General features: G+C 51.1%; 24 protein-coding genes. 22 read left to right on the top strand and 2 right to left on the bottom strand.

Annotated features, from left to right (window positions below):
- The first annotated feature begins 6 nt into the window (after positions 1 to 6).
- The 7 genes from nuoN to LVQ77_RS10465 all read left to right on the top strand — a co-directional run bounded on the left by nuoN (position 7) and on the right by LVQ77_RS10465 (position 7043).
- On the top strand, positions 7 to 1464 hold the full coding sequence (gene nuoN, locus LVQ77_RS10495; protein WP_232904401.1) for an NADH-quinone oxidoreductase subunit NuoN: 1458 nt from the start codon (positions 7 to 9) through the stop codon (positions 1462 to 1464).
- A 110-nt stretch (positions 1465 to 1574) separates the two neighbouring features.
- Positions 1575 to 3011, top strand: coding sequence for a deoxyribodipyrimidine photo-lyase (phrB, locus tag LVQ77_RS10490; protein ID WP_232904400.1), 1437 nt, complete (start codon positions 1575 to 1577; stop codon positions 3009 to 3011).
- Positions 3001 to 3744 carry a type 2 GTP cyclohydrolase I gene (locus tag LVQ77_RS10485; RefSeq protein ID WP_232867015.1) on the top strand — a complete coding sequence of 248 codons (744 nt, stop codon included), beginning with the start codon at positions 3001 to 3003 and terminating at the stop codon, positions 3742 to 3744. The genes phrB and LVQ77_RS10485 overlap by 11 nt, the downstream gene beginning before the upstream one ends.
- A gap of 20 nt (positions 3745 to 3764) precedes the next feature.
- Complete coding sequence (pxpB, locus tag LVQ77_RS10480; protein ID WP_232904399.1) at positions 3765 to 4421, top strand: 5-oxoprolinase subunit PxpB; 657 nt, start codon at positions 3765 to 3767, stop codon at positions 4419 to 4421.
- Positions 4415 to 5347: a 5-oxoprolinase subunit PxpC gene (gene pxpC, locus LVQ77_RS10475; RefSeq protein WP_232904398.1), complete on the top strand. Its 933-nt coding sequence runs from the start codon at positions 4415 to 4417 to the stop codon at positions 5345 to 5347. The genes pxpB and pxpC overlap by 7 nt, the downstream gene beginning before the upstream one ends.
- 17 nt (positions 5348 to 5364) lie before the next feature.
- Positions 5365 to 6156 (top strand): endonuclease VIII, encoded by a 792-nt coding sequence (gene nei, locus LVQ77_RS10470; RefSeq protein WP_232867021.1) that lies wholly within the window; start codon positions 5365 to 5367, stop codon positions 6154 to 6156.
- Positions 6157 to 6248: 92 nt separating this feature from the next.
- Positions 6249 to 7043 carry a hypothetical protein gene (locus LVQ77_RS10465; protein ID WP_232904397.1) on the top strand — a complete coding sequence of 265 codons (795 nt, stop codon included), beginning with the start codon at positions 6249 to 6251 and terminating at the stop codon, positions 7041 to 7043.
- Positions 7044 to 7098: 55 nt separating this feature from the next.
- Here the strand turns inward: LVQ77_RS10465 and LVQ77_RS10460 are convergent, their stop codons facing one another.
- Positions 7099 to 8385 (bottom strand): citrate synthase, encoded by a 1287-nt coding sequence (locus LVQ77_RS10460; RefSeq protein WP_064512639.1) that lies wholly within the window; start codon positions 8383 to 8385, stop codon positions 7099 to 7101.
- 337 nt (positions 8386 to 8722) lie between these two features.
- Positions 8723 to 8881 carry a hypothetical protein gene (locus LVQ77_RS22470; RefSeq protein ID WP_502258295.1) on the bottom strand — a complete coding sequence of 53 codons (159 nt, stop codon included), beginning with the start codon at positions 8879 to 8881 and terminating at the stop codon, positions 8723 to 8725.
- A 279-nt stretch (positions 8882 to 9160) separates the two neighbouring features.
- Here LVQ77_RS22470 and sdhC point away from each other — a divergent pair, with 279 nt between their 5' ends.
- The 15 genes from sdhC (at position 9161) to tolR (ending at position 24673) form a co-directional block, all read left to right on the top strand.
- Entirely contained in the window at positions 9161 to 9565 is a 405-nt protein-coding gene (gene sdhC / locus LVQ77_RS10455) for a succinate dehydrogenase cytochrome b556 subunit (RefSeq protein WP_064512637.1), read from the top strand.
- The gene (sdhD, locus tag LVQ77_RS10450; protein ID WP_034458774.1) at positions 9559 to 9906 is read left to right on the top strand and encodes a succinate dehydrogenase membrane anchor subunit; all 348 of its coding nucleotides are present in this window, start codon (positions 9559 to 9561) and stop codon (positions 9904 to 9906) included. The genes sdhC and sdhD overlap by 7 nt, the downstream gene beginning before the upstream one ends.
- On the top strand, positions 9906 to 11672 hold the full coding sequence (gene sdhA / locus LVQ77_RS10445; protein ID WP_120066214.1) for a succinate dehydrogenase flavoprotein subunit: 1767 nt from the start codon (positions 9906 to 9908) through the stop codon (positions 11670 to 11672). Before sdhD ends, sdhA begins: the two co-directional genes overlap by 1 nt.
- 15 nt (positions 11673 to 11687) lie before the next feature.
- Complete coding sequence (locus tag LVQ77_RS10440; RefSeq protein WP_034458770.1) at positions 11688 to 12404, top strand: succinate dehydrogenase iron-sulfur subunit; 717 nt, start codon at positions 11688 to 11690, stop codon at positions 12402 to 12404.
- 215 nt (positions 12405 to 12619) lie between these two features.
- Positions 12620 to 15427, top strand: coding sequence for a 2-oxoglutarate dehydrogenase E1 component (gene sucA / locus LVQ77_RS10435; protein ID WP_151995323.1), 2808 nt, complete (start codon positions 12620 to 12622; stop codon positions 15425 to 15427).
- 14 nt (positions 15428 to 15441) lie between these two features.
- Positions 15442 to 16668, top strand: a complete 1227-nt coding sequence (gene odhB, locus LVQ77_RS10430; protein ID WP_232904396.1) for a 2-oxoglutarate dehydrogenase complex dihydrolipoyllysine-residue succinyltransferase — start codon at positions 15442 to 15444, stop codon at positions 16666 to 16668.
- Between the two features lie 107 nt (positions 16669 to 16775).
- Positions 16776 to 17942 carry an ADP-forming succinate--CoA ligase subunit beta gene (sucC, locus tag LVQ77_RS10425; RefSeq protein ID WP_034458764.1) on the top strand — a complete coding sequence of 389 codons (1167 nt, stop codon included), beginning with the start codon at positions 16776 to 16778 and terminating at the stop codon, positions 17940 to 17942.
- Complete coding sequence (sucD, locus tag LVQ77_RS10420) at positions 17942 to 18814, top strand: succinate--CoA ligase subunit alpha (RefSeq protein WP_034458762.1); 873 nt, start codon at positions 17942 to 17944, stop codon at positions 18812 to 18814. The genes sucC and sucD overlap by 1 nt, the downstream gene beginning before the upstream one ends.
- Before the next feature lie 1037 nt (positions 18815 to 19851).
- Positions 19852 to 21420, top strand: coding sequence for a cytochrome ubiquinol oxidase subunit I (gene cydA, locus LVQ77_RS10415; RefSeq protein ID WP_151995325.1), 1569 nt, complete (start codon positions 19852 to 19854; stop codon positions 21418 to 21420).
- Between the two features lie 15 nt (positions 21421 to 21435).
- Positions 21436 to 22575 carry a cytochrome d ubiquinol oxidase subunit II gene (gene cydB, locus LVQ77_RS10410; protein ID WP_232904395.1) on the top strand — a complete coding sequence of 380 codons (1140 nt, stop codon included), beginning with the start codon at positions 21436 to 21438 and terminating at the stop codon, positions 22573 to 22575.
- 14 nt (positions 22576 to 22589) lie between these two features.
- Entirely contained in the window at positions 22590 to 22703 is a 114-nt protein-coding gene (gene cydX, locus LVQ77_RS10405) for a cytochrome bd-I oxidase subunit CydX (RefSeq protein WP_064512614.1), read from the top strand.
- On the top strand, positions 22703 to 22996 hold the full coding sequence (gene ybgE / locus LVQ77_RS10400) for a cyd operon protein YbgE (RefSeq protein WP_232904394.1): 294 nt from the start codon (positions 22703 to 22705) through the stop codon (positions 22994 to 22996). The genes cydX and ybgE overlap by 1 nt, the downstream gene beginning before the upstream one ends.
- A gap of 147 nt (positions 22997 to 23143) precedes the next feature.
- Positions 23144 to 23548, top strand: coding sequence for a tol-pal system-associated acyl-CoA thioesterase (gene ybgC, locus LVQ77_RS10395; protein WP_034458754.1), 405 nt, complete (start codon positions 23144 to 23146; stop codon positions 23546 to 23548).
- Positions 23545 to 24231 carry a Tol-Pal system protein TolQ gene (tolQ, locus tag LVQ77_RS10390; RefSeq protein ID WP_074391983.1) on the top strand — a complete coding sequence of 229 codons (687 nt, stop codon included), beginning with the start codon at positions 23545 to 23547 and terminating at the stop codon, positions 24229 to 24231. The genes ybgC and tolQ overlap by 4 nt, the downstream gene beginning before the upstream one ends.
- A 10-nt stretch (positions 24232 to 24241) precedes the next feature.
- On the top strand, positions 24242 to 24673 hold the full coding sequence (gene tolR, locus LVQ77_RS10385; protein WP_064559844.1) for a colicin uptake protein TolR: 432 nt from the start codon (positions 24242 to 24244) through the stop codon (positions 24671 to 24673).
- Positions 24674 to 24683: the final 10 nt, after the last annotated feature.

Genomic DNA, 24683 nt, shown 5'->3' with positions numbered 1-24683 from the left:
TTCGCCATGACTATAACTCCTCAACAATTGATCGCGCTGCTACCGCTGCTCGTCGTCGGATTGACGGTGGTGGTTGTGATGCTCTCCATAGCGTGGCGACGCGACCATTTTGTCAATGCAACACTGGCAGTAATTGGCCTTAACGCCGCACTCGTTTCACTGTGGTTTGTGGGTCAGGCTGGCGCGATGGATGTCACGCCGCTGATGCGCGTTGACGGCTATGCGATGCTCTACACAGGACTGGTTCTGCTAGCGAGCCTTGCCACTTGTACGTTTGCTTACCCGTGGCTTCAGGGTTACACCGACAACCGCGAAGAGTTTTACCTACTGGTGTTGATTGCAGCACTGGGCGGTATTCTGCTGGCAAACGCCAATCACCTGGCAGCATTGTTCCTGGGTATTGAGCTGATCTCGCTGCCGTTATTCGGTTTGATTGGCTACGCCTTCCGCCAGAAAAGGTCGCTTGAAGCGAGTATCAAATACACTATTTTGTCTGCTGCAGCGTCTTCATTCCTGCTGTTCGGTATGGCGCTGGTGTATGCGGAATCTGGCGACCTGTCGTTTGTTAGCCTCGGTAAGAGCCTGGCAGACAACATGCTGCATGAGCCTCTGCTGCTTGCGGGTTTGGGGCTGATGATTGTTGGCCTTGGCTTTAAACTGTCACTGGTTCCATTCCACTTGTGGACACCTGATGTTTACCAGGGCGCACCGGCCCCTGTTTCCACTTTCCTGGCTACCGCCAGCAAAATCGCCATCTTTGGTGTGGTGATGCGTCTGTTCCTCTACGCGCCAGTTGGCGATAGCGAAGCAGTCCGTGTGGTACTGGGGATTATCGCCTTTGTCTCCATTATCTTCGGTAACCTGATGGCGCTGAGCCAGACCAATATCAAGCGTCTGCTTGGTTACTCGTCTATCTCACACCTTGGTTATTTGATGGTGGCGTTGATTGCACTGCAAAGCGGCAACATGTCGATGGAAGCGGTCGGCGTGTATCTGGCAGGTTATCTGTTCAGCAGCCTCGGCGCATTCGGCGTGGTGAGCCTGATGTCCAGCCCGTACCGTGGCCCGGATGCAGACTCGCTGTACTCCTACCGTGGTCTGTTCTGGCACAAGCCAATTTTGTCTGCGGTCATGACGGTGATGATGTTGTCGCTTGCTGGTATTCCAATGACGCTGGGCTTCATCGGTAAGTTCTACATCATTGCGGTAGGTGTGCAGTCTCACCTGTGGTGGTTGACTGGTGCTGTGGTGCTGGGCAGTGCGATTGGTTTGTACTACTACCTGCGTGTGACGGTGAGCTTGTACCTGAACGCACCGCAACAGCCAGGCCGTGATGCGCCAACTAACTGGGCGTTTACAGCTGGCGGTGTAGTGGTTCTGATCTCCGCCGTGCTGGTGTTGTTGCTTGGTGTTTACCCGCAGCCGCTGATTACGCTGGTGCGCATGGCAACACCGATGATGTAAGCCGTATTGGCATGAAATGAAAAGGCTACCTTTCGCGGTAGCCTTTTTTATTTCAATGAATTGCTACACTTAAGTACACTTTTAGCTTCGGCAAATAAAAATGGAGTTGTATGGCCACGCATCTGGTCTGGTTTCGTAATGATTTACGCATTAATGACAATCTGGCGCTGGCGGCAGCCTGCCGTGACCCTGGCGCTCGCGTGATGGGGCTGTTTATTGCCACACCTGAACAATGGCGACAACATGATATGGCGCCACGCCAGGCGCAGTTTCTTCATGGTCATTTAAATGCGTTACAAGCGTCACTTGCGGAGCGTGGCATCGAACTTTGTATCAGGCAAGTGCCTGATTTTACCGCTTCGATAGAGTGCCTTGCGCAGTTTTGTGAAAGCGAAAATATCGACGCACTGTTTTACAACTATCAATACGAGCTGAATGAGCGCCAGCGCGATCTGGCGGTTGAACGTGGCCTCGGTAAAAAAGTGATTTGCCAGGGTTTTGATGACAGCGTTTTGCTGGCGCCCGGAAGCCTCATGACTGGCAATCACGAGATGTACAAAGTGTTCACCCCGTTCAGCAAAGCGTTTATTAAAAGGCTGCGCGAAGGGTTGCCCGAATGCGTTGTGGCTCCGCGACCGCGTGGTGAGGCGCTTTCAGTGACGCCAACAGAGCCGTTTGATTATCCATGTGCGGAAATCGACTCCTCACTGTTTCCCATCGGCGAGCGGGCCGCTATTGCGAAATTACGTGAGTTTTGCCAGCATCCTGCGGCACTTTATCCCGAACAGCGTGATTTCCCTGCTATCGAAGGCACCAGCCGTTTGTCGCCGTATCTGGCGCTTGGCGTGCTTTCGCCGCGCCAGTGTTTGCACCGATTATTGAAAGAACATCCGCAGGTACTGGACGGTGGGAGCGGGAGCGTGTGGTTAAACGAGCTGATCTGGCGCGAGTTCTATCGTCATTTGCTGGTGGCGTATCCGAAACTTTGCCGCCATCAGCCGTTTATCCTATGGACAGACAACCTGTGCTGGCAACAAGATGAAATGCTGTTGGACGCGTGGCAGCAAGGGAAAACGGGGTTCCCGATTGTCGATGCCGCAATGCGCCAACTGAATACCACGGGCTGGATGCACAACCGCTTGCGTATGGTTGTCGCCAGTTTTCTGGTAAAAGATCTGCTTATCGACTGGCGATGCGGCGAACGCTACTTTATGTCACAACTGATTGATGGTGACCTGGCTGCTAACAATGGCGGCTGGCAATGGGCGGCCTCGACCGGCACTGATGCAGCACCTTATTTTAGAATCTTTAACCCAACCACCCAGGGCGAGCGATTCGATGGAAAAGGTGAATTTATCCACCAGTGGCTGCCAGAATTGAGTGATATACCTGATAAATACATCCATACCCCTTGGGTCTGGGCGGACAAACAACAATTGGAACTGGACTATCCGCGCCCGATTGTCGACCATAAACAAGCACGTATCGCGACACTCGCCGCTTATGAAGCGGCCCGTAAATCTGAAGAGAAAGATAATGAAAAATAGCGAACTGGAACGCCTGATTAACGAAAAACTCAACAGCGCTGCTATCAGCGATTACGCGCCGAATGGTTTGCAGGTCGAAGGGCGTGAAGAAGTCCGCAAAATCGTTACCGGTGTGACAGCAAGCCAGGCGCTGATTGACGAAGCGGTGCGCCAACAGGCCGATGCGGTGATTGTTCACCACGGGTATTTCTGGAAAGGTGAGTCGCCGGTGATTCGTGGGATGAAACGCAATCGCCTGAAAGCGCTGCTCAGCAATGACATCAATTTATACGGCTGGCATTTACCGCTTGATGCGCATCCACAGCTCGGTAATAACGCGCAGCTTGGAGCGTTGCTGGGGATTGAAACCAAAGGAGAAGTTGAGCCGCTGGTGCCGTGGGGGGAGTTTCCAACTCCGCTTTCGGGGGTAGAGCTGGCTTCGTGGATTGAGATGCGCCTTGGTCGTACACCGCTTTGGAGCGGTGATACTGGTCCTGAACAAATTCGCCGTGTCGCCTGGTGTACGGGCGGCGGGCAAAGTTTTATTGATAGCGCGGCTCGTTTCGGCGTTGATGCGTTTATTACTGGTGAAGTTTCAGAGCAGACGATTCATTCTGCACGTGAACAAGGTCTACATTTCTATGCGGCCGGGCATCACGCCACCGAGCGCGGCGGTATTCAGGCATTAAGTGATTGGCTGAATAGTGAGACAGATTTGGAAGTAACCTTTATCGATATTCCGAACCCGGCATAACGTCAGACTGAGGAGTAAAAGTGCAAAGAGCGCGGTGTTATCTGTTAGGCGAAAGTGCAGTAGTTCTTGAATTGGAACCACCTTTATCGCTGGAAAGCCAGCAACGAATCTGGGGATTAACCCAGCGTCTACTGGAATCTCCCGCTGTTTCAGAAGTTATTCCTGGGATGAACAACATCACTGTGGTGCTACGTGAACCGCAAAGCCTGGCGCTGGATGGTATTGAGCGGCTCCAGCGCTGGTGGGAAGAGAGCGAGGCCATGGTGGTTGAATCCCGCCGCATTGAAATTCCGGTCATTTATGGTGGCAGTTTTGGCCCTGATTTAGCCGAAGTCGCAGGGCATTGCGGCTTATCGGCAAGCCAGGTTGTGGAGCTGCACTCATCCGTTGATTACATTGTCTATTTTCTCGGTTTTCAACCTGGCTTTGCCTATCTTGCAGGCCTTGCTCCAACTCTTTCTATGCCGCGTCGAGCTGAGCCACGCCTGATGGTTCCTGCAGGCTCAGTAGGTATTGGCGGCAGCCAGACAGGTATTTATCCGCTGGCAACGCCTGGTGGCTGGCAGCTTATCGGCCAGACGCCCGTGAGACTCTTCAATCCGGCTGATGACGTGCCAACACTACTGGCTCCGGGAGATACCGTCCGCTTTGTGCCTCAAAAGGAGGGCGTGTGCTGAAAATAATCCGTGCTGGAATGCATATGTCGATACAAGACGCAGGGCGTTTTGGTTATCGGCAGTTGGGCGTTAGCCGCTGTGGTGCTCTTGATACTCCAGCGTTGAAAATTGCTAATTTGCTGGTGGGTAATGCACCCGATAGTGCCGCGCTGGAAATCACGCTAGGCCATTGCGTTGTTGAGTTCACCAACGATGGCTGGTTTGCATTGACTGGTGCAGGAAGTCACGCTGAATTGGATGGGCGTACAGTCTGGACTGGCTGGCGGCTACCGGTGAAAGCGGGCCAGCAATTAAGGCTAAAAGTGCCTGAACGAGGGATGCGTAGCTATCTTGCTGTTGCCGGTGGGTTGGATGTCCCGGAAATCCTGGGTTCTTATAGTACCGATCTTAAAGCGCAAATTGGCGGCATCGAAGGGCGTTTGCTCAAAGATGGCGATGAAATACCGCTATTACCGGCAACTCGACGGTTCCGGGAGTCGCGCGGTGTAAAGCAACTCTGGTGGGGGAACCGCATTCGTGCGCTGGCCGGCCCGGAATATCAGGAGTTTACACACACTTCGCAAGATGCATTCTGGCGTTTACCGTGGCAGTTAAGCCCACAAAGTAACCGCATGGGTTATCGCATGCAGGGGCAGCGGCTTGAGCGCACTACCGATCGCGAGTTGTTGTCGCATGGGCTACTGCCGGGAGTAGTACAGGTGCCACATAATGGGCAGCCTATTGTGCTTATGAATGATGCGCAGACGACCGGTGGGTATCCAAGAATTGCCTGCGTTATCGAAGCTGACATGTTTAATCTTGCGCAATTACGCTTAGGGGAGCCGGTTCATTTCGTGCAATGCACGTTGGAAGAAGCCCTGAAAGCGCGTCGTGAGCAGCAAATCTATCTTGAGCAACTGGCCTGGCGGCTGAATAACGAAGACTAATTTTCAAGGGCAAAGAGATGCCAGAAGGTCCAGAAATAAGGCGGGCGGCGGATAAACTTGAAGCCGCCGTTTTAGGTAAACCATTAACTGCGGCGTGGTTCGCCTTTCCTGAATTAAAAGTGTTTGAACAGGCGTTAGTCGGCCAGACAGTCGAGCGTATCGAAACGCGCGGCAAAGCTCTGTTGACGCATTTTTCCGGCGGTTTAACCCTTTATAGCCACAACCAGCTTTATGGCGTGTGGCGCGTGATTAACACCGGGGAAATGCCGGAAACCACGCGAGTCTTGCGCGTGAAATTGCAGACAGCCGATAAAGCCATTTTGCTCTATAGCGCTTCAGACATTGACATGCTCGACGCTGATGGTCTGGCGAATCACCCGTTTTTGCTGCGTGTTGGCCCGGATGTGCTGGATCTCACTCTCAGCGCGGAGCAGGTGAAAGAGCGTTTGTTGTCGACGAGATTTCGCAAGCGCCAGTTCAGCGGGCTGTTACTGGATCAGGCATTTCTCGCCGGATTAGGAAATTATCTGCGCGTTGAAATTCTCTGGGCGGTGGGGTTGCTGGCGCATCATAAAGCGCAGGATTTAACGGCTGAACAGCTCGAAAATCTTTCGCGCGCGTTGCTGGATATTCCGCGACATTCCTACAATACGCGTGGAAATGTGGATGAAAACAGACATCACGGGGCGATTTTTAGCTTCAAAGTCTTTCATCGGGCAGGGGAGAAGTGCGAGCGCTGCGGCGGGGTAATCGAGAAAACGATGCTTTCATCGAGGCCGTTTTATTGGTGCCCTGGTTGCCAGTATTAAATAATCGCGAAGATTGCGTTTATCTCACCGGGCAGAAATCGGGTATATTGGGACGCAGATCACAAAAAAACCTTACAGGAAGACGTTGCACTATGAGTTCTCGTTTCGCCCTGGCTGCTGTGGCAGCCGTTTTAGTCCTGACAGGATGCGCAAAATCGAAAACCGATGATCCGACGTCGGCTTTCGATTTCGGCTCCTCGCGCGTGACCGTGACGCATATCCCAACGAAAACCGACGATGGCACCACAATATACGTGACCGTGGATAGCAAGGATGCCGGTGCGCTGGGGACGGGTAAGAGTCTTGAGCTACAACTGCCAGAGGGCAAACATACAGTCGGCGGCTATGCCCGTACGTTAATTGGTCGCGTAACCATATCGCCTGTCGAAGTGTCGACATCGAGCGATGTTGTCAGCCACGTGACATATTCCATTGCGAATAGTAAACCGACATTTACCGTCCGCGCGTCAACTCCGGTTCCGAAACCTAAGTCAGAAACGATTCCGGTAGAATCTGTTCCGGTTATACAACAGCAAATTGAAGCGCCTGCCGCGACTGAACAAACGCAGGTTGCGCTACCTGCCACGGTCGAACAGACGCAGGTTACACCACCTGCCACGGTCGAACAGACGCAGGTTACACCACCTGCCACGGTCGAACAGACGCAGGTTACACCACCTGCTACGGTCGAACAGACGCAGGTTACACCACCTGCCACGACTGAACAGACGCAAGTGACAACACCTGCCGCGCCAGCAACGACGCAGGAAACTCAGTCGCCGAAAGTCACCGTACTGACGCCAACAACCCAGTCGCAGACCGAAACGCAAACATCGGCACCGCAGGGCGTGGACATCACCAATCTGACGGATAACCCGCAGGCATAACGCTGACCAAAAAAAACGCGCCTTTCGGCGCGTTCTTTAATTTCCAGAAACGAACTTATTTTTTCAAATCAGATTTGAAATCACGCTGTTCGTAGCCAGTATACAACTGACGTGGACGGGCAATTTTAATGCCGTCGTCGTGCATTTCATTCCAGTGTGCAATCCAGCCAACAGTACGCGCCATCGCGAAGATAACGGTAAACATGGAAGACGGAATACCCATTGCTTTCAGGATGATGCCTGAGTAGAAGTCCACGTTCGGGTAGAGTTTTTTCTCGATGAAGTACGGGTCGTTAAGCGCGATATGCTCAAGTTCCATCGCCACTTCAAGCAGGTTGTTATCTTTCAGATTCAGCTCTTTGAGAACTTCATGGCAGGTTTCACGCATTACTGTGGCACGCGGGTCGTAGTTTTTGTACACACGGTGGCCAAAGCCCATCAGGCGGAAAGAGTCATTCTTATCTTTCGCACGACGAACGAATTCAGGAATGTGTTCAACACTGCTGATCTCTTCAAGCATCTTCAGTGCTGCTTCGTTAGCACCACCATGTGCAGGTCCCCACAGGGATGCGATACCGGCTGCGATACACGCGAATGGGTTAGCGCCACTTGAGCCAGCAGTACGAACGGTTGATGTGGAAGCGTTTTGCTCGTGGTCTGCGTGCAGGATCAGAATTCGGTCCATTGCGCGTTCCAGAATTGGGTTAACTTCGTATTTCTCGCACGGCGTGGAGAACATCATGTTCAGGAAGTTACCGGCATAAGACAGGTCGTTGCGTGGATATACGAAAGGTTGCCCTATTGAATATTTGTAGCACATTGCTGCCATGGTTGGCATTTTGGACAACAGTCGGAACGCGGCAATCTCACGGTGGCGTGGGTTATTCACGTCCATGGAGTCATGATAAAACGCCGCCAGTGCACCGGTCACACCACACATCACAGCCATCGGGTGGGAGTCACGACGGAAACCGTGGAACAAACGTGTGATTTGTTCGTGGATCATGGTGTGACGGGTGACGGTGGTTTTAAATTCTTCGTATTGTTCCTGGGTCGGTTTTTCGCCGTTCAGCAGGATATAGCAGACTTCAAGATAATTGGAGTGTGTTGCCAGTTGATCTATCGGGAAACCACGGTGCAGCAAGATGCCTTCATCACCGTCGATAAAGGTGATTTTTGATTCGCATGATGCGGTAGAGGTAAAACCCGGGTCAAAAGTAAATACACCTTTAGAACCAAGACTACGGATATCAATTACATCCTGACCGAGAGTGCCTTTTAGCACATTCAGTTCCAGAGCATCATCACCGTTATAGGTGAGAGTTGCTTTTTTATCAGACATTTACGGTCTCCTTAGCGCCTTATTCATCAGACTGGGGGATGCCCGACTTGCCTATTCCCGTCATACTTCAAGTTGCATCTTTGTTGGCTTTCCTCGCTCACCCCAGTCACTTACTTACGTAAGCTCCTGGGGATTTGCTGCGTTGCCGCCTCGATGCCACTCGAATTATTTAGGAAATACATTCAAACCAAACGTGACGCATACCAGTTTTTTATTTGGCTCTCAGCTCTGTTTTGATATCAGTGTAACGCAGGGTACAGAGCAATGGGCGCTTGCAGGTAACACGAGCCACGCAGGTGAAAAAACAGCAAATCAGGGTGTTAGCAGTCCATATCATTCAAATCTGTGTACCACTAATAACGGTCCTGATTGATTGGGTCAATACCGATACACTGTTACATAACTTATTCTCAGGTGAAAGGCTGACCCTATAACTTTTGCGAATTATACGGCTTTTCTGGCATCGTTTGTAACAAGAATGTTTAACTTTTGTCAAATCAGATGATTAAAATTTAAAATAATGTTGTTATCGTGATCCTGCTCACTGTTCAGACCAAAAGCCCTTCAAACTATATGTAGGTTAATTGTAATGAATTTGTGAAGCGCCTATACTGCCGCCAGGTCTCCGGAATACCCTGCCACCGGGCGCCACCCAGCGTTGTAGCCAGCTTTTTGGCATCTGGATGTAGCTGTTTTTGCATGACGCACAGTTATAGAAAGTTCACGCTGTCTGACCCCGCCTGCAGATCCGGAGGAAGGAAACTATAAGAACAGCATGTGGGCGCTATTCATGATAAAAAATGCGAAAAAACAAAGACCTGTAAACCTCGATCTCACAACGATGAGGTTCCCCGTCACTGCAATCGCTTCCATCCTCCATCGTGTATCCGGCGTGATCACCTTTGTGGCTGTAGGCATCCTACTGTGGTTGTTAGGCCAGTCACTCTCGTCTCCAGAAGGCTTCCTTGTTGCGTCAGCAATAATGAGTAGCTTCTTTGTTAAATTCATTATGTGGGGCATCCTCACAGCACTGGCTTATCACGTTGTTGTGGGCATCCGCCACATCATGATGGACACCGGTTTGCTGGAAGAAACCCTGATAGCGGGCAAACGATCCGCAATGATTTCATTTGTTATTACTGTCGTGCTTTCACTTCTCGCAGGAGTCCTCGTATGGTAAGTAATGCCTCCGCATTAGGTCGCAATGGTGTGCATGACTATATTCTGGTTCGTGCCTCCGCCATCGTCATCACCCTGTACATCATTTATATGATCGGGTTCTTCGCTGTTACCGGCGATTTAACCTACGAGGTCTGGAGTGGTTTCTTCGGCTCCGCCTTCACCAAAGTGTTCACCCTGCTGACATTGTTCTCAATTTTGATCCATGCCTGGATTGGCATGTGGCAGGTGTTGACCGACTACGTTAAACCAGTGGCGATTCGTCTTGGCCTGCAACTTGTTATTGTTGTTGCACTGCTGGTTTACGTCATTTATGGATTCGTTGTGGTGTGGGGTGTGTAATGAGTTTACCAGTCAGAGAGTTTGATGCAGTCGTGATCGGTGCTGGTGGTGCAGGTATGCGCGCCGCACTGCAAATTTCACAAGGCGGCCAGACTTGTGCCTTGTTATCTAAAGTTTTCCCAACCCGTTCCCATACCGTGTCTGCGCAGGGTGGCATTACCGTAGCGCTGGGTAATACCCACGAAGACAACTGGGAATGGCATATGTATGACACGGTAAAAGGTTCCGACTATATCGGTGACCAGGACGCCATTGAATATATGTGCAAAACCGGCCCGGAAGCGATTCTGGAACTGGAGCATATGGGTTTGCCGTTCTCCCGTCTTGAAGATGGCACTATTTATCAGCGTCCGTTTGGCGGTCAGTCGAAAAACTTCGGCGGCGAGCAAGCGGCACGTACTGCGGCAGCGGCTGACCGTACCGGTCACGCATTACTGCACACGCTTTATCAGCAAAACCTGAAAAACAAAACCACGATCTTCTCCGAATGGTATGCGCTTGATCTGGTGAAAAATGCTGATGGTGCCGTGGTGGGTACCACCGCGCTGTGTATCGAAACCGGCGAAGTGGTTTATTTCAAAGCGAAAGCCACCATTCTGGCAACCGGCGGTGCAGGCCGTATTTATCAGTCCACCACTAACGCGCACATTAATACCGGCGACGGTGTTGGCATGGCGTTGCGTGCAGGTGTGCCAGTACAAGATATGGAAATGTGGCAGTTCCACCCAACCGGCATTGCTGGCGCGGGTGTACTGGTCACTGAAGGTTGTCGTGGTGAAGGCGGCTATCTGCTGAACAAACATGGCGAGCGTTTCATGGAGCGCTATGCGCCAAACGCTAAAGACCTTGCTGGACGCGATGTTGTTGCCCGCTCCATCATGATTGAAATCCGTGAAGGTCGTGGTTGCGATGGCCCATGGGGTCCACACGCCAAACTGAAACTTGATCACTTAGGTAAAGAAGTTCTGGAATCCCGTCTGCCGGGTATTCTTGAGCTGTCTCGTACCTTTGCCCATGTTGACCCGATTAAAGAGCCAATTCCAGTTATCCCAACTTGCCACTACATGATGGGCGGTATTCCGACCAAAGTGACCGGGCAAGCGCTGACGGTAAACGAGCAGGGCGAAGACGTTCTGATTCCTGGCCTGTTTGCCGTAGGTGAAATCGCCTGCGTATCGGTTCACGGTGCCAACCGCCTGGGCGGCAACTCGCTGCTGGATTTGGTGGTGTTTGGTCGCGCTGCGGGCATGCATCTGCTGGAGTCTATCCAAGAACAGGGCGAGCTGCGTGACGCAACCGAAGACGAAATTAATGCAGCACTTGAGCGCCTGAACCGTTGGAACGGCAACCGTAACGGCGAAGACCCAGTACAAATTCGTAAAGCGCTTCAGGAATGTATGCAGCACAACTTCTCGGTATTCCGCGAAGGTGATGCGATGGCCAAAGGCCTTGAGCAGCTGAAGCAAATCCGCGAACGCCTGAAAAACGCCCGTCTGGATGACACTTCAAGCGAGTTCAACACCCAGCGTGTTGAGTGCCTCGAGCTTGATAACCTGATGGAAACCGCTTACGCGACTGCTGTTTCCGCTAACTTCCGCACCGAAAGCCGTGGCGCGCATAGCCGCTTCGACTATCCGGAACGTGACGATGCAAACTGGCTGTGCCACAGCCTGTATCTGCCTGAGTCGGAAAGCATGACGCGCCGTGAGGTGAACATGCAGCCGAAACTGCGTCCGGCATTCCCGCCGAAAGTGCGTTCTTATTAATAGCGGAGCAAAGTGATGAAACTCGAATTCTCTATTTATCGCTACAACCCGGATGTTGACGATGCTCCGCGTATGCAGGAGTACACCCTGGAAGGGGAAGAAGGGCGCGACATGATGTTGCTTGACGCGCTGATGCAACTGAAAGAAAAAGACCCAACGCTGTCGTTCCGTCGCTCGTGCCGTGAAGGGGTTTGTGGCTCTGATGGTGTGAATATGAATGGCAAGAATGGCCTGGCTTGTATCACGCCAATCTCAGCATTGGGTAACGGAAAGCAGAAGATTGTCATCCGTCCACTGCCAGGATTACCGGTTGTGCGCGATCTGGTTGTGGACATGGGGCAATTCTATGCCCAATATGAGAAGATTAAGCCTTACCTGTTGAATAATGGGCAAAATCCACCGGCTCGTGAGCATTTACAGTCTCCCGAGCAGCGTGAGAAGTTGGATGGTTTGTACGAGTGCATTCTGTGCGCGTGTTGCTCGACCTCTTGCCCGTCGTTCTGGTGGAACCCGGACAAGTTCATCGGCCCGGCAGGGTTACTGGCGGCGTATCGCTTCCTGATTGACAGCCGTGATACAGAAACTGCAAGCCGTCTTGATGGTATGAGTGACGCTTTCAGCGTATTCCGCTGCCATAGCATTATGAATTGCGTCAGTGTTTGTCCTAAGGGATTGAACCCGACGAAAGCCATCGGCCACATTAAGTCGATGTTGCTGCAAAAGAGTGCCTAGCTTTTCGTTCCCTCTCCTTAAGGGGAGAGGGAAATAAATTGCAGGAAACCTTTAAAAACTGCCCTGTTGCGACAGTTTTTAAAGGTTCCTTCTCGAGTCGCCTGGAAAGGAAAAAGGCTCGTAGTTGTGAACCCCGGTAATGCGTACAACTTCTGTATTTTGTACGTAATAGTTATTCACGGCGAAATAAGCATAAAAATGCTTAAGGGATCACGATGCAGAACGGCGAAATGAAAGCCTGGCTGGATTCCTCTTACCTGGCAGGTGCAAACCAGTCCTGGATAGAGCAGCTCTATGAAGACTTCTTAACCGATCCTGACTCTGTTGATGCGCACTGGCGCTCAATGTTCCAGCAATTACCTGGAACCGGGGCCAGACCGGATCAATTCCATTCCAAAACACGTGATTATTTCCGTCGTCTGGCGAAGGATGCCTCACGTTATTCCACCGCAATCACCGACCCTGACACCGACGTCAAGCAAGTCAAAGTGTTGCAGCTGATCAACGCCTGGCGTTTCCGTGGGCATCAGGCTGCAAACCTTGATCCACTTGGTTTGTGGAAACAGGACGCGGTTCCAGATCTTGACCCCGCATTCCACAATCTGACTGATGCCGATCTTCAGGAAACCTTCAATGTAGGTTCTTTTGCCAGCGGCAAAGAGACCATGAAGCTTGCTGACTTGATTGATGCGCTCAAGCAGACGTATGGCGGTTCGATCGGTGCGGAATATATGCACATCACCAACACTGAAGAGAAACGCTGGATTCAGCAGCGCATTGAATCTGTGGTTGGGCACTCAACGTTTACCGTTGAAGAAAAGAAACGCTTCTTGAGCGAGCTGACCGCAGCAGAAGGCCTTGAGCGTTACCTGGGTGCGAAATTCCCAGGCGCGAAACGCTTCTCGCTGGAAGGTGGTGATGCACTGGTGCCAATGCTCAAAGAGATGATCCGCCATGCGGGCAAGAGCGGCACACGTGAAGTGGTTCTGGGCATGGCACACCGTGGCCGCCTGAACGTACTGATCAACGTACTCGGCAAGAAACCGCAGGAACTGTTCGACGAGTTCGCCGGTAAGCATAAAGAACATCTCGGCACTGGTGATGTGAAGTACCACATGGGCTTCTCATCTGACGTGGAAACCGAAGGCGGTCTGGTTCACCTGGCGCTGGCGTTTAACCCGTCGCACCTTGAAATTGTAAGCCCGGTGGTAATTGGTTCTGTGCGTGCACGTCTGGATCGTTTAGATAAACCAGGCAGCAACCAGGTTCTGCCAATCACCATTCACGGTGACGCAGCGGTTGCCGGGCAGGGCGTGGTTCAGGAAACGCTGAACATGTCCAAAGCGCGTGGTTACGAAGTGGGCGGTACCGTTCGCATCGTCATCAACAACCAGATTGGTTTCACCACCTCCAACCCTCTGGATGCGCGCTCCACGCCGTACTGTACCGATATCGGTAAGATGGTGATGGCACCGATTTTCCACGTGAATGCGGATGACCCGGAAGCGGTGGCGTTTGTGACCCGTCTGGCGCTGGACTTCCGTAACACCTTTAAGCGTGATGTGTTTATCGACCTGGTTTGCTACCGTCGCCATGGTCACAACGAAGCTGATGAGCCAAGTGCAACTCAGCCAGTGATGTACCAGAAAATCAAGAAACACCCAACGCCGCGTAAGATTTACGCCGACCGTCTGGAGCAGCAAAAACTGGCAACGCTTGAAGATGCCACCGAAATGGTGAATCTCTACCGTGACGCGTTGGATGCTGGCGAGTGTGTGGTGGAAGAATATCGCCCGATGAACATGCATTCATTTACCTGGTCGCCATACCTCAACCACGAGTGGGATGAGAGCTATCCGAACAAGGTAGAAATGAAGCGTTTGCAGGAATTGGCTAAGCGTATTAGCAGCGCACCAGAAACCGTTGAGATGCAGTCACGTGTAGCGAAAATCTACAGTGACCGTATGGAAATGGCGAATGGCGCGAAGAAATTCGACTGGGGTGCTGCTGAAAACCTGGCGTACGCCACACTGGTCGATGAAGGCGTTTCTGTACGTTTGTCCGGTGAAGACGTGGGCCGTGGTACGTTCTTCCACCGTCACGCCGTTATTCACAACCAGACTAACGGTTCGACTTACACACCGCTGCAACACGTTCACAACAGCCAGGGCGAGTTCAAAGTCTGGGACTCCGTGCTGTCTGAAGAAGCGGTGCTGGCGTTCGAATACGGTTATGCCACTGCGGAACCTCGTACACTGACCATCTGGGAAGCCCAGTTCGGCGACTTCGCTAACGGCGCTCAGGTTGTGATTGACCAGTTCATCAGTTCCGGCGAGCAGAAGTGGGGCCGTATGTGTGGCCTGGTGATGTTGCTGCCACACGGTTACGAAGGCCAGGGCCCGGAGCACTCCTCTGCACGTCTGGAGCGTTATCTCCAGCTGTGTGCGGAACAGAACATGCAGGTTTGCGTGCCTTCGACTCCAGCACAGGTTTACCACATGCTGCGTCGTCAGGCGCTGCGCGGTATGCGCCGTCCGCTGGTAGTTATGTCACCGAAATCTTTACTGCGTCACCCACTGGCGGTTTCCACTATGGATGAACTGGCTAACGGCACCTTCTTGCCTGCAATCGGCGAAGTTGACGAGCTGGATCCTGCTGGCGTGAAACGCGTGGTAATGTGTTCTGGTAAGGTTTATTACGATTTGCTGGAACAGCGTCGTAAGAACGGCCAGAAAGATGTGGCAATTGTGCGCATCGAACAGTTATATCCATTCCCGCATCAGGCGATGCAGGAAGTGTTGAAACCATTTGCTCACGTACATGATTTTGTCTGGTGCCAGGAAGAGCCGCTTAACCAGGGCGCCTGGTACTGCAGCCAGCACCATTTCCGTGAAGTAGTTCCATTTGGATCAGGTCTGCGTTACGCAGGTCGCCCAGCCTCCGCATCACCTGCGGTAGGGTACTTGTCCGTTCACCAGAAGCAGCAGCAAGATCTGGTTAATGACGCGCTGAACGTCGATTAATTAAAGGATAAAAAATGAGTAGCGTAGATATTCTAGTTCCTGACCTGCCTGAGTCCGTTGCCGATGCAACCGTTGCTACCTGGCATAAAAAACCGGGTGACACCGTGACCCGTGACGAAGTGCTGGTGGAAATCGAAACTGACAAAGTGGTACTGGAAGTACCGGCGTCTGCGGATGGTATTCTGGATGCTGTACTGGAAGATGAAGGTACAACCGTAACTTCTCGTCAAATTTTGGGCCGCCTGCGTGAAGGTAACAGCGCCGGTAAAGAGACTTCTGCGAAAACAGAAAGCAAAGAGTCTACCCCGGCACAGCGCCAGCAGGCTTCTCTGGAAGAGCAGAGCAATGACGCACTCAGCCCGGCTATTCGCCGCCTGATTGCAGAGCATTCTCTGGATGCTAACGCCATTAAAGGCAGCGGCGTCGGTGGCCGTATCACCCGTGAAGATGTTGATAAGCATCTGACCCAGGCGAAAGCGGCTCAACCTGCGGCAGCTAAAGCGGCTGTTGAAACTAAAGCTCCGGTTGCACCAATTGCTGGCCGTAGCGAGAAACGCGTTCCAATGACTCGCCTGCGCAAACGCGTTGCTGAGCGTCTGCTGGAAGCGAAAAACTCTACCGCCATGCTCACCACGTTTAACGAAGTGAACATGAAGCCAATCATGGATCTGCGTAAGCAGTACGGTGACTCTTTCGAAAAACGCCACGGTGTACGTCTGGGCTTTATGTCCTTCTACATCAAAGCGGTGGTTGAAGCGCTGAAACGCTATCCAGAAGTGAACGCTTCTATCGATGGCGAAGACGTGGTTTACCACAACTACTTCGACGTTAGCATCGCGGTTTCAACTCCACGTGGTCTGGTGACTCCGGTACTGCGTGATGTTGATACCCTGGGTATGGCTGACATCGAAAAACGCATCAAAGAGCTGGCAGTGAAGGGTCGTGACGGCAAACTGACCGTTGAAGATTTGACTGGCGGTAACTTCACCATCACCAACGGTGGTGTGTTCGGTTCCCTGATGTCAACGCCGATCATCAACCCGCCGCAGAGCGCGATCCTCGGTATGCACGCTATCAAAGATCGCCCGATGGCGGTTGACGGTAAAGTTGAGATCCTGCCGATGATGTATCTGGCGCTGTCTTACGATCACCGTTTGATCGATGGCCGTGAGTCAGTGGGTTATCTGGTAGCAATCAAAGAATTGCTCGAAGATCCGACTCGTTTGCTGCTGGACGTTTAGTTTTAAAGCATCACCTGCACTGTAGGCCGAAAGCTGCGCGCCATCTGGCATGAATAGCGCACCGGCCTACAGGTTTATAACGATTACCCTGAAGGATGATAGAACTCATGAACTTACACGAGTATCAGGCGAAACAGTTGTTTGCTCGATATGGCCTGCCGGCTCCAGTCGGTTACGCCTGTAATACACCGCGTGAAGCGGAAGAAGCGGCATCAAAAATTGGTGCAGGTCCGTGGGTGGTGAAATGTCAGGTTCATGCTGGTGGCCGCGGTAAAGCGGGCGGCGTGAAAGTGGTTAACAGCAAAGAAGACATCCGTGCTTTTGCTGAGCACTGGCTGGGCAAACGCCTGGTTACCTACCAAACAGACGCAAATGGCCAGCCGGTTCATCAGATTCTGGTTGAAGCTGCGACTGACATTGATAAAGAACTGTATCTTGGCGCGGTGGTTGATCGTAGCTCCCGTCGCGTAGTGTTTATGGCGTCTACCGAAGGTGGCGTTGAAATTGAGAAAGTTGCGGAAGAAACCCCGCACCTGATCCACAAAGTTGCACTGGATCCGCTGGCAGGCCCAATGCCTTACCAGGGCCGTGAACTGGCTTTCAAACTGGGTCTGGAAGGTAAACAAGTTCAGCAGTTCACCAAGATCTTTATGGGTCTGGCGAACATCTTCCTTGAGCGCGACCTGGCACTTATCGAAATCAACCCGCTGGTGATCACTAAGCAGGGTGACCTGGTGTGCCTTGATGGCAAACTGGGTGCTGACGGCAACGCGCTGTTCCGCCAGCCAGAGCTGCGCGAAATGCGTGACCCAAGCCAGGAAGATGCACGTGAATCTCAGGCTGCACAGTGGGAACTGAACTACGTTGCCCTGGATGGCAACATCGGTTGCATGGTTAACGGTGCGGGCCTGGCAATGGGCACCATGGACATCGTTAAACTGCACGGCGGCGAACCAGCAAACTTCCTGGACGTTGGTGGCGGCGCAACGAAAGAACGCGTAACCGAAGCATTCAAAATCATTCTGTCTGACGACAAAGTGAAAGCGGTTCTGGTGAACATCTTCGGCGGTATCGTGCGTTGCGACCTGATCGCAGACGGTATCATCGGTGCGGTTGCCGAAGTGGGTGTTAACGTTCCAGTGGTAGTACGTCTGGAAGGTAACAACGCGGAACTGGGTGCGAAGAAACTGGCTGATAGTGGCCTGAATATTATTGCAGCGAAAAGTCTGACGGACGCAGCGCAGCAGGTTGTTGCTGCCGTGGAGGGGAAATAATGTCCATTTTGATTGATAAAAATACCAAGGTTATTTGCCAGGGCTTTACCGGCAGCCAGGGGACTTTCCACTCCGAGCAGGCGATTGCATACGGTACGCAAATGGTTGGCGGTGTTACGCCAGGCAAAGGCGGCACTGAGCACCTCGGCCTGCCAGTGTTTAACACTGTGCGTGAAGCAGTAGAAGCAACTGGTGCGACCGCATCTGTAATCTACGTTCCGGCACCGTTCTGCAAAGACTCCATTCTGGAAGCAATCGACGCAGGCATTAAGCTGATTATCACCATCACCGAAGGCATCCCGACGCTGGATATGCTGACTGTGAAAGTGAAACTGGACGAAGCTGGCGTGCGCATGATTGGGCCAAACTGCCCGGGCGTTATCACCCCTGGCGAGTGCAAAATCGGCATTATGCCGGGTCATATTCATCTGCCAGGCAAAGTGGGTATCGTTTCTCGCTCTGGTACGCTGACGTATGAAGCGGTCAAACAGACGACTGATATCGGTCTGGGCCAGTCTACTTGTGTAGGCATCGGCGGTGACCCGATCCCTGGCTCTAACTTCATCGATATCCTGAAGATGTTCCAGGAAGATCCGAAGACTGAAGCTATCGTGATGATCGGTGAGATCGGCGGTAGCGCTGAAGAAGAAGCAGCCGCGTACATTAAAGAGCATGTCACCAAGCCAGTTGTTGGTTACATCGCAGGTGTCACTGCGCCGAAAGGCAAGCGTATGGGCCACGCTGGCGCCATCATCGCGGGTGGTAAAGGGACTGCGGACGAGAAATTCGCAGCGCTGGAAGCCGCAGGCGTGAAAACCGTTCGCAGCCTGGCTGATATCGGTGACGCACTGAAAGCTATTTTGCCTCAGTAAGCAGAACTAATAATAATTGTTCGACATGGTTGGCCGCTCAATGAGCGGCCTTTTTTATGGCCAAAATTTGTGGTCATCGATGACAGTATTTCCCAAACAGCCATTTATGGCCCCTTGAGTGATTTGGCTGCCTGAGCAGCTTAAAAAGCCGAAAGCCTCTCACTTCGACTTCTATCATCGCTACTGGAGCATGATTACTGGTGTGTAGAATATCAAAAAGTGACAATGGATGAAAATTCACTGTAACAACAATCGGCAAGGGGAGGGGGGCCAAACCTTTCTGCTCTCACATGCCGTCAGAATCGTATCTGGTAATGGCTAACGGAGCGGAATCTTACCGTTTTTTAAGGTTGGGGTTTTTAAGTAGTTTATGTTTTTAAGAACTACACTACTGAATACTAACCTTATCAAAAACAGCGTCTTGTTAAATAATGAAACATTAAAAGTAAATCAATTGTTAATTTTAGGTAAGAAAAGAAACAGCCTGATCAAAATAGCGCGTGAAGATAAAAAACCATCGCTGTTAACGTTCGGAATTTATTTTTTAACTTATCTGCAATAAATAGTTTTTGTTTATGGATATCATTTTCCCATTAACCTTAGTGATATCTTAAAAACATGTCATTAACATCAAATTTACTATTAATTTAAGTGGGAAACTAAATTAACAATCAGGGAATAAATTGCGCCAGATCAATATCTAAAACTGGCTAGTAGTATGCAAAACAGCGTAAATTGTTGCAGATCAAACTGGCTGTTAAGGGACATTTTCGCTATAAATTGATCACTGTCGAGAAACGTAAATAACACTAAGCAATTACCTATTTATTGTAGGGAAATTGCAGGGTAATATATTTGCGGATTATTTTTGGTTTTTATTAACGTGTTTGTAACCTTTCATCTTTCTTCGTTACATGCAAATAAAATGACGAAGGGATGAAGTCTGGAAGCTAATGTTTTTGTATTAGGGCATGCGTTGTGGTTTTCCTTACGGTTGGCCACGGTCGAAGTCTTCATGCGAAGAGCAAGGAGTCAAGATGTTGGATATTGTCGAACTGTCGCGCTTACAGTTTGCCTTGACCGCGATGTACCACTTTCTTTTTGTGCCACTAACGCTCGGTATGGCGTTCTTGTTGGCCATCATGGAAACAGTGTACGTTCTGTCAGGTAAGCAAATTTATAAAGATATGACCAAGTTCTGGGGCAAGTTGTTTGGTATCAACTTTGCTTTGGGCGTGGCTACCGGTTTAACCATGGAGTTCCAGTTCGGTACAAACTGGTCTTACTATTCACACTATGTGGGTGATATTTTTGGTGCCCCACTGGCCATCGAAGGCCTGATGGCATTCTTCCTTGAATCCACCTTTGTAGGTCTGTTCTTCTTCGGTTGGGATCGTCTGGGCAAAGTTCAGCACATGGCGGTAACCTGGCTGGTGGCACTTGGCTCCAACCTTTCAGCACTGTGGATTCTGGTCGCAAACGGCTGGATGCAGAACCCGATTGCTTCCGACTTCAACTTCGAAACCATGCGTATGGAGATGGTCAGTTTCTCCGAGCTGGTCCTTAACCCGGTTGCGCAGGTGAAATTCGTTCACACCGTAGCGTCTGGTTACGTATGTGGTGCGATGTTCATCCTCGGTGTGAGCTCTTACTACTTGCTTAAAGGCCGTGACGTTGCATTTGCGAAGCGTTCTTTTGCAATCGCTGCAAGCTTCGGTATGGCGGCAATCCTGTCTGTAATCGTGCTGGGTGATGAATCCGGTTACGAAATGGGTGACGTGCAGAAAACCAAATTGGCTGCTATTGAAGCTGAGTGGGAAACTCAACCGGCTCCAGCATCATTTACGCTGTTTGGTATCCCGGACCAGGACAAGCAGGAAAATAGCTATGCGATTCAGATCCCATACGCGCTTGGCATCATCGCCACCCGCTCTGTGGATAAGCAAGTTATTGGTCTGAAAGACCTGATGGTGCAACACGAAGAGCGTATTCGTAACGGTATGAAGGCTTATAGCCTTCTGGAACAGTTACGTGCAGGTTCTAAAGACCAGGCTGTTCGCGATAACTTTGAGTCAGTCAAGAAAGACCTGGGTTATGGTTTGTTGCTCAAACGGTATACCCCGAACGTCTCTGACGCGACGGAAGAGCAGATTCAGAAAGCAACTAAGGATTCTATTCCTCGTGTAGCTCCGCTGTACTTTGCATTCCGTATCATGGTTGGCTGTGGCTTCCTGATGCTGTTCATCATCGCGGCTTCGTTCTGGACTGTGACGCGTAATGCAATCGGCTCGAAAAAATGGCTGTTGCGTGCGGCGCTCTATGGTATCCCGTTGCCGTGGATTGCGATTGAATCTGGTTGGTTTGTTGCCGAATACGGTCGTCAACCATGGGCTGTTGGTGAGGTATTGCCAACTGCGGTTGCTAACTCCTCTCTGACCGTGGGCGATCTGATCTTCTCCATGGTACTGATTTGCGGCCTTTACACGCTGTTTATGGTGGCGGAACTGTTCCTGATGTTCAAATTTGCTCGCCTTGGGCCGAGCAGTCTGAAAACAGGTCGCTATCACTTTGAGCAGTCCAATGTGACCTCTCAGCCGGCACGCTAAGACAGGAGTCGTCAAATGATCGATTATGAAGTATTGCGTTTTATCTGGTGGCTGCTGGTTGGCATTCTGCTGATTGGTTTTGCAGTCACCGACGGCTTTGACATGGGTGTGGGCATGTTGTCTCGCATCATTGGCAAGTCTGACGTTGAACGCCGCATTATGGTGAACTCCATCGCCCCGCACTGGGATGGAAACCAGGTATGGCTCATCACTGCTGGTGGCGCATTGTTCGCTGCCTGGCCGATGGTTTATGCAGCTGCGTTCTCTGGTTTCTATGTGGCAATGATTCTGGTACTGGCTTCATTATTCTTCCGTCCGGTAGGTTTTGACTACCGTTCGAAGATTGAAGACATGCGCTGGCGTGGCATGTGGGACTGGGGCATTTTCATTGGTAGTTTTGTGCCGCCGTTGGTTATCGGTGTGGCGTTCGGCAACTTGCTGCAAGGCGTGCCGTTCCACGTTGATGAGTATCTGCGTCTGTACTACACCGGTAACTTCTTCCAGTTGCTGAACCCGTTTGGCCTGTTGGCTGGTGTCGTGAGCGTTTCCATGATCCTTGCTCAGGGTGCAACTTACCTGCAAATGCGTACTGTGGGTGAACTGCATCTGCGTGCTAAAGCCGCTGCGCAAATTTCAGCGCTGGTGATGATGGTGTGCTTCGCACTTGCTGGTGTTTGGGTGATTTACGGCATTGATGGTTACGCTGTGACTTCAGAGCTGAACCACCATGCAGCATCGAATCCGCTGACTAAAGAAGTCGCTCGTCAGGCTGGTGCCTGGATGGTGAACTTCAATAATATGCCGATTCTATGGCTCATCCCTGCTCTGGGTGTGATTCTGCCACTGTTGACTGTGCTGATGTCTCGTCTTGAGAAAGGCGCGATGGCATTCGTGTTCTCCTCACTGACTCTGGCTTGTGTCATTCTGACTGCCGGTGTGGCGATGTTCCCGTTCGTGATGCCTTCGAGCACCATGTTGAACGCTAGCCTCACCATGTGGGATGCAACATCCAGCCAGTTAACTCTGAATGTGATGACCTATGTTGCTGCGGTATTTGTACCGATCATTCTTATCTACACCACCTGGTGTTACTGGAAAATGTTCGGTCGAATCACCAAAGAGCATATCGAAAGCAACACCCACTCTCTGTACTAAGTAAGGAGCTGATTATGTGGTACTTTGCATGGATTCTGGGGACGCTTCTTGCCTGTGCTTTTGGCATCATTACCGCCCTGGCACTTGAGCATGTTGAAGCTGCTAAAGCCGGTAAAGAAGAAATTTGATGGAAGCAATTATCGCGAAGCTTTATGCGGTAATGGATAAGAGCCCTTTAAGGGCTCTTTCCTTGATAATGGCATTAGTTCTTGCCGTGTGTATATTTTGGGACCCGCCCCGCTTTGCGGCGAAAACCAGTAGTCTTGAAGTCTGGCATGGTTTTTTGCTGATGTGGGCTGTATGCACCGGCGTGATTCATGGCGTGGGTTTTCGCCCTCGTAAAGTGCTGTGGCAGGGGGTTTTTAGCCCATTACCCGCACAATTAGTCTTGCTGGCAGGACTGGCTATTTTCTTCTTCTGATGCTTCTTTAACCTCAGCGCATTTCACTTAAAATTTATGGGCTTTAACAAGCCCATAAATATTTACCTAACGTTTAATGCTACCCATTCCCAACCCCCATCCTCTTGCGTATAGTAGCAACGTTAAATTGCATTACCGGGATGTATTGTGAGTACAACGCTGTTTCGATGGCCGGTTCGTGTCTATTACGAAGACACTGACGCCGGTGGTGTGGTATACCACGCCAGTTATGTTGCTTTCTATGAAAGAGCACGCACTGAAATGTTGCGCCATCACCATTTTAGCCAGCAAGATTTGTTGGCAGAGCGCGTCGCCTTTGTTGTCCGCAGAATGACTGTGGATTATTTGGCGCCTGCCCGACTCGACGATTTACTCGAAATCCAAAGTGAAATTACATCGATGCGTGGTACCTCTATGGTATTTACACAGCGAATCGTCAATGCCGATAATCAGGTACTCAACGAAGCTGAGGTCCTGATCGTCTGTGTTGATCCACACCTAATGAAGCCTCGTGCGCTTCCCAAGTCTATTGTCGCGGAGTTCAAGCAGTGACTGACATGAATATCCTTGATTTGTTCCTGAAGGCAAGCCTTCTGGTCAAATTTATCATGTTGATTTTGATTGGTTTTTCCATTGCATCATGGGCAATCATTATTCAGCGAACGCGAATCCTCAATGCTGCTACTCGTGAAGCAGAAGCTTTTGAAGATAAGTTCTGGTCGGGCATTGAATTGTCCCGTCTCTATCAAGAAAGCCAGGGCCGCCGTGACAGTCTTGCTGGCTCTGAACAAATTTTCTATTCAGGCTTTAAAGAGTTTGCCCGACTGCATCGTGCTAATACGCACGCACCTGAAGCGGTCGTTGAAGGGGCATCTCGCGCCATGCGTATTTCCATGAGTCGTGAGTTGGAAACGCTAGAAACGCACATTCCTTTCCTCGGAACCGTGGGTTCCATCAGCCCGTATATCGGTCTGTTTGGTACGGTTTGGGGGATCATGCACGCATTTATCGCACTCGGTGCGGTGAAACAAGCGACATTGCAGATGGTTGCTCCAGGTATTGCAGAAGCACTGATTGCAACTGCAATCGGCCTGTTCGCTGCAATCCCTGCGGTTATGGCGTATAACCGCCTGAACCAACGTGTGAACAAACTGGAATTGAATTACGACAACTTCATGGAAGAGTTCACGGCTATCCTGCACCGTCAGGCTTTTACCAGCAGCGATAAGCAGTAAGGGGTAAGTCATGGCCAGACGTGGACGTGGGCGTGGTCGTCGGGAATTAAAGTCCGAAATTAACATCGTTCCTCTGCTGGACGTACTGTTGGTATTGTTGCTTATTTTTATGGCAACGGCTCCAATCATTACACAAAGCGTTGAGGTAGATTTGCCGGATGCGACAGATTCGCAGACGGTGAGCAGTAACGATGAACCGCCGGTCATTATTGAAGTGTCCGGGGTAGGGCAGTACAGCGTGGTGGTAGAGAAAGATCGTATGGATCAGTTGCCGTCAGAACAGGTTGTTGCGGAAGCACAACGTCGTTTGCAGGCAAATCCAAAAACGGTCTTTTTGATCGGTGGTGCTAAAGATGTTCCTTATGAGGAAATCATCAAAGCACTGAACATGCTGCACAGTGCAGGTGTTAAATCCGTCGGTCTGATGACGCAGCCAATCTGATCTATTCCTA

Source organism: Buttiauxella cochleicola (assembly GCF_021282435.1).
GTDB classification, from domain to species: domain Bacteria; phylum Pseudomonadota; class Gammaproteobacteria; order Enterobacterales; family Enterobacteriaceae; genus Buttiauxella; species Buttiauxella massiliensis.
The sequence above is the reverse complement of the archived record's forward strand: the minus strand, read 5'-3'. Positions and strand labels throughout refer to the sequence as shown.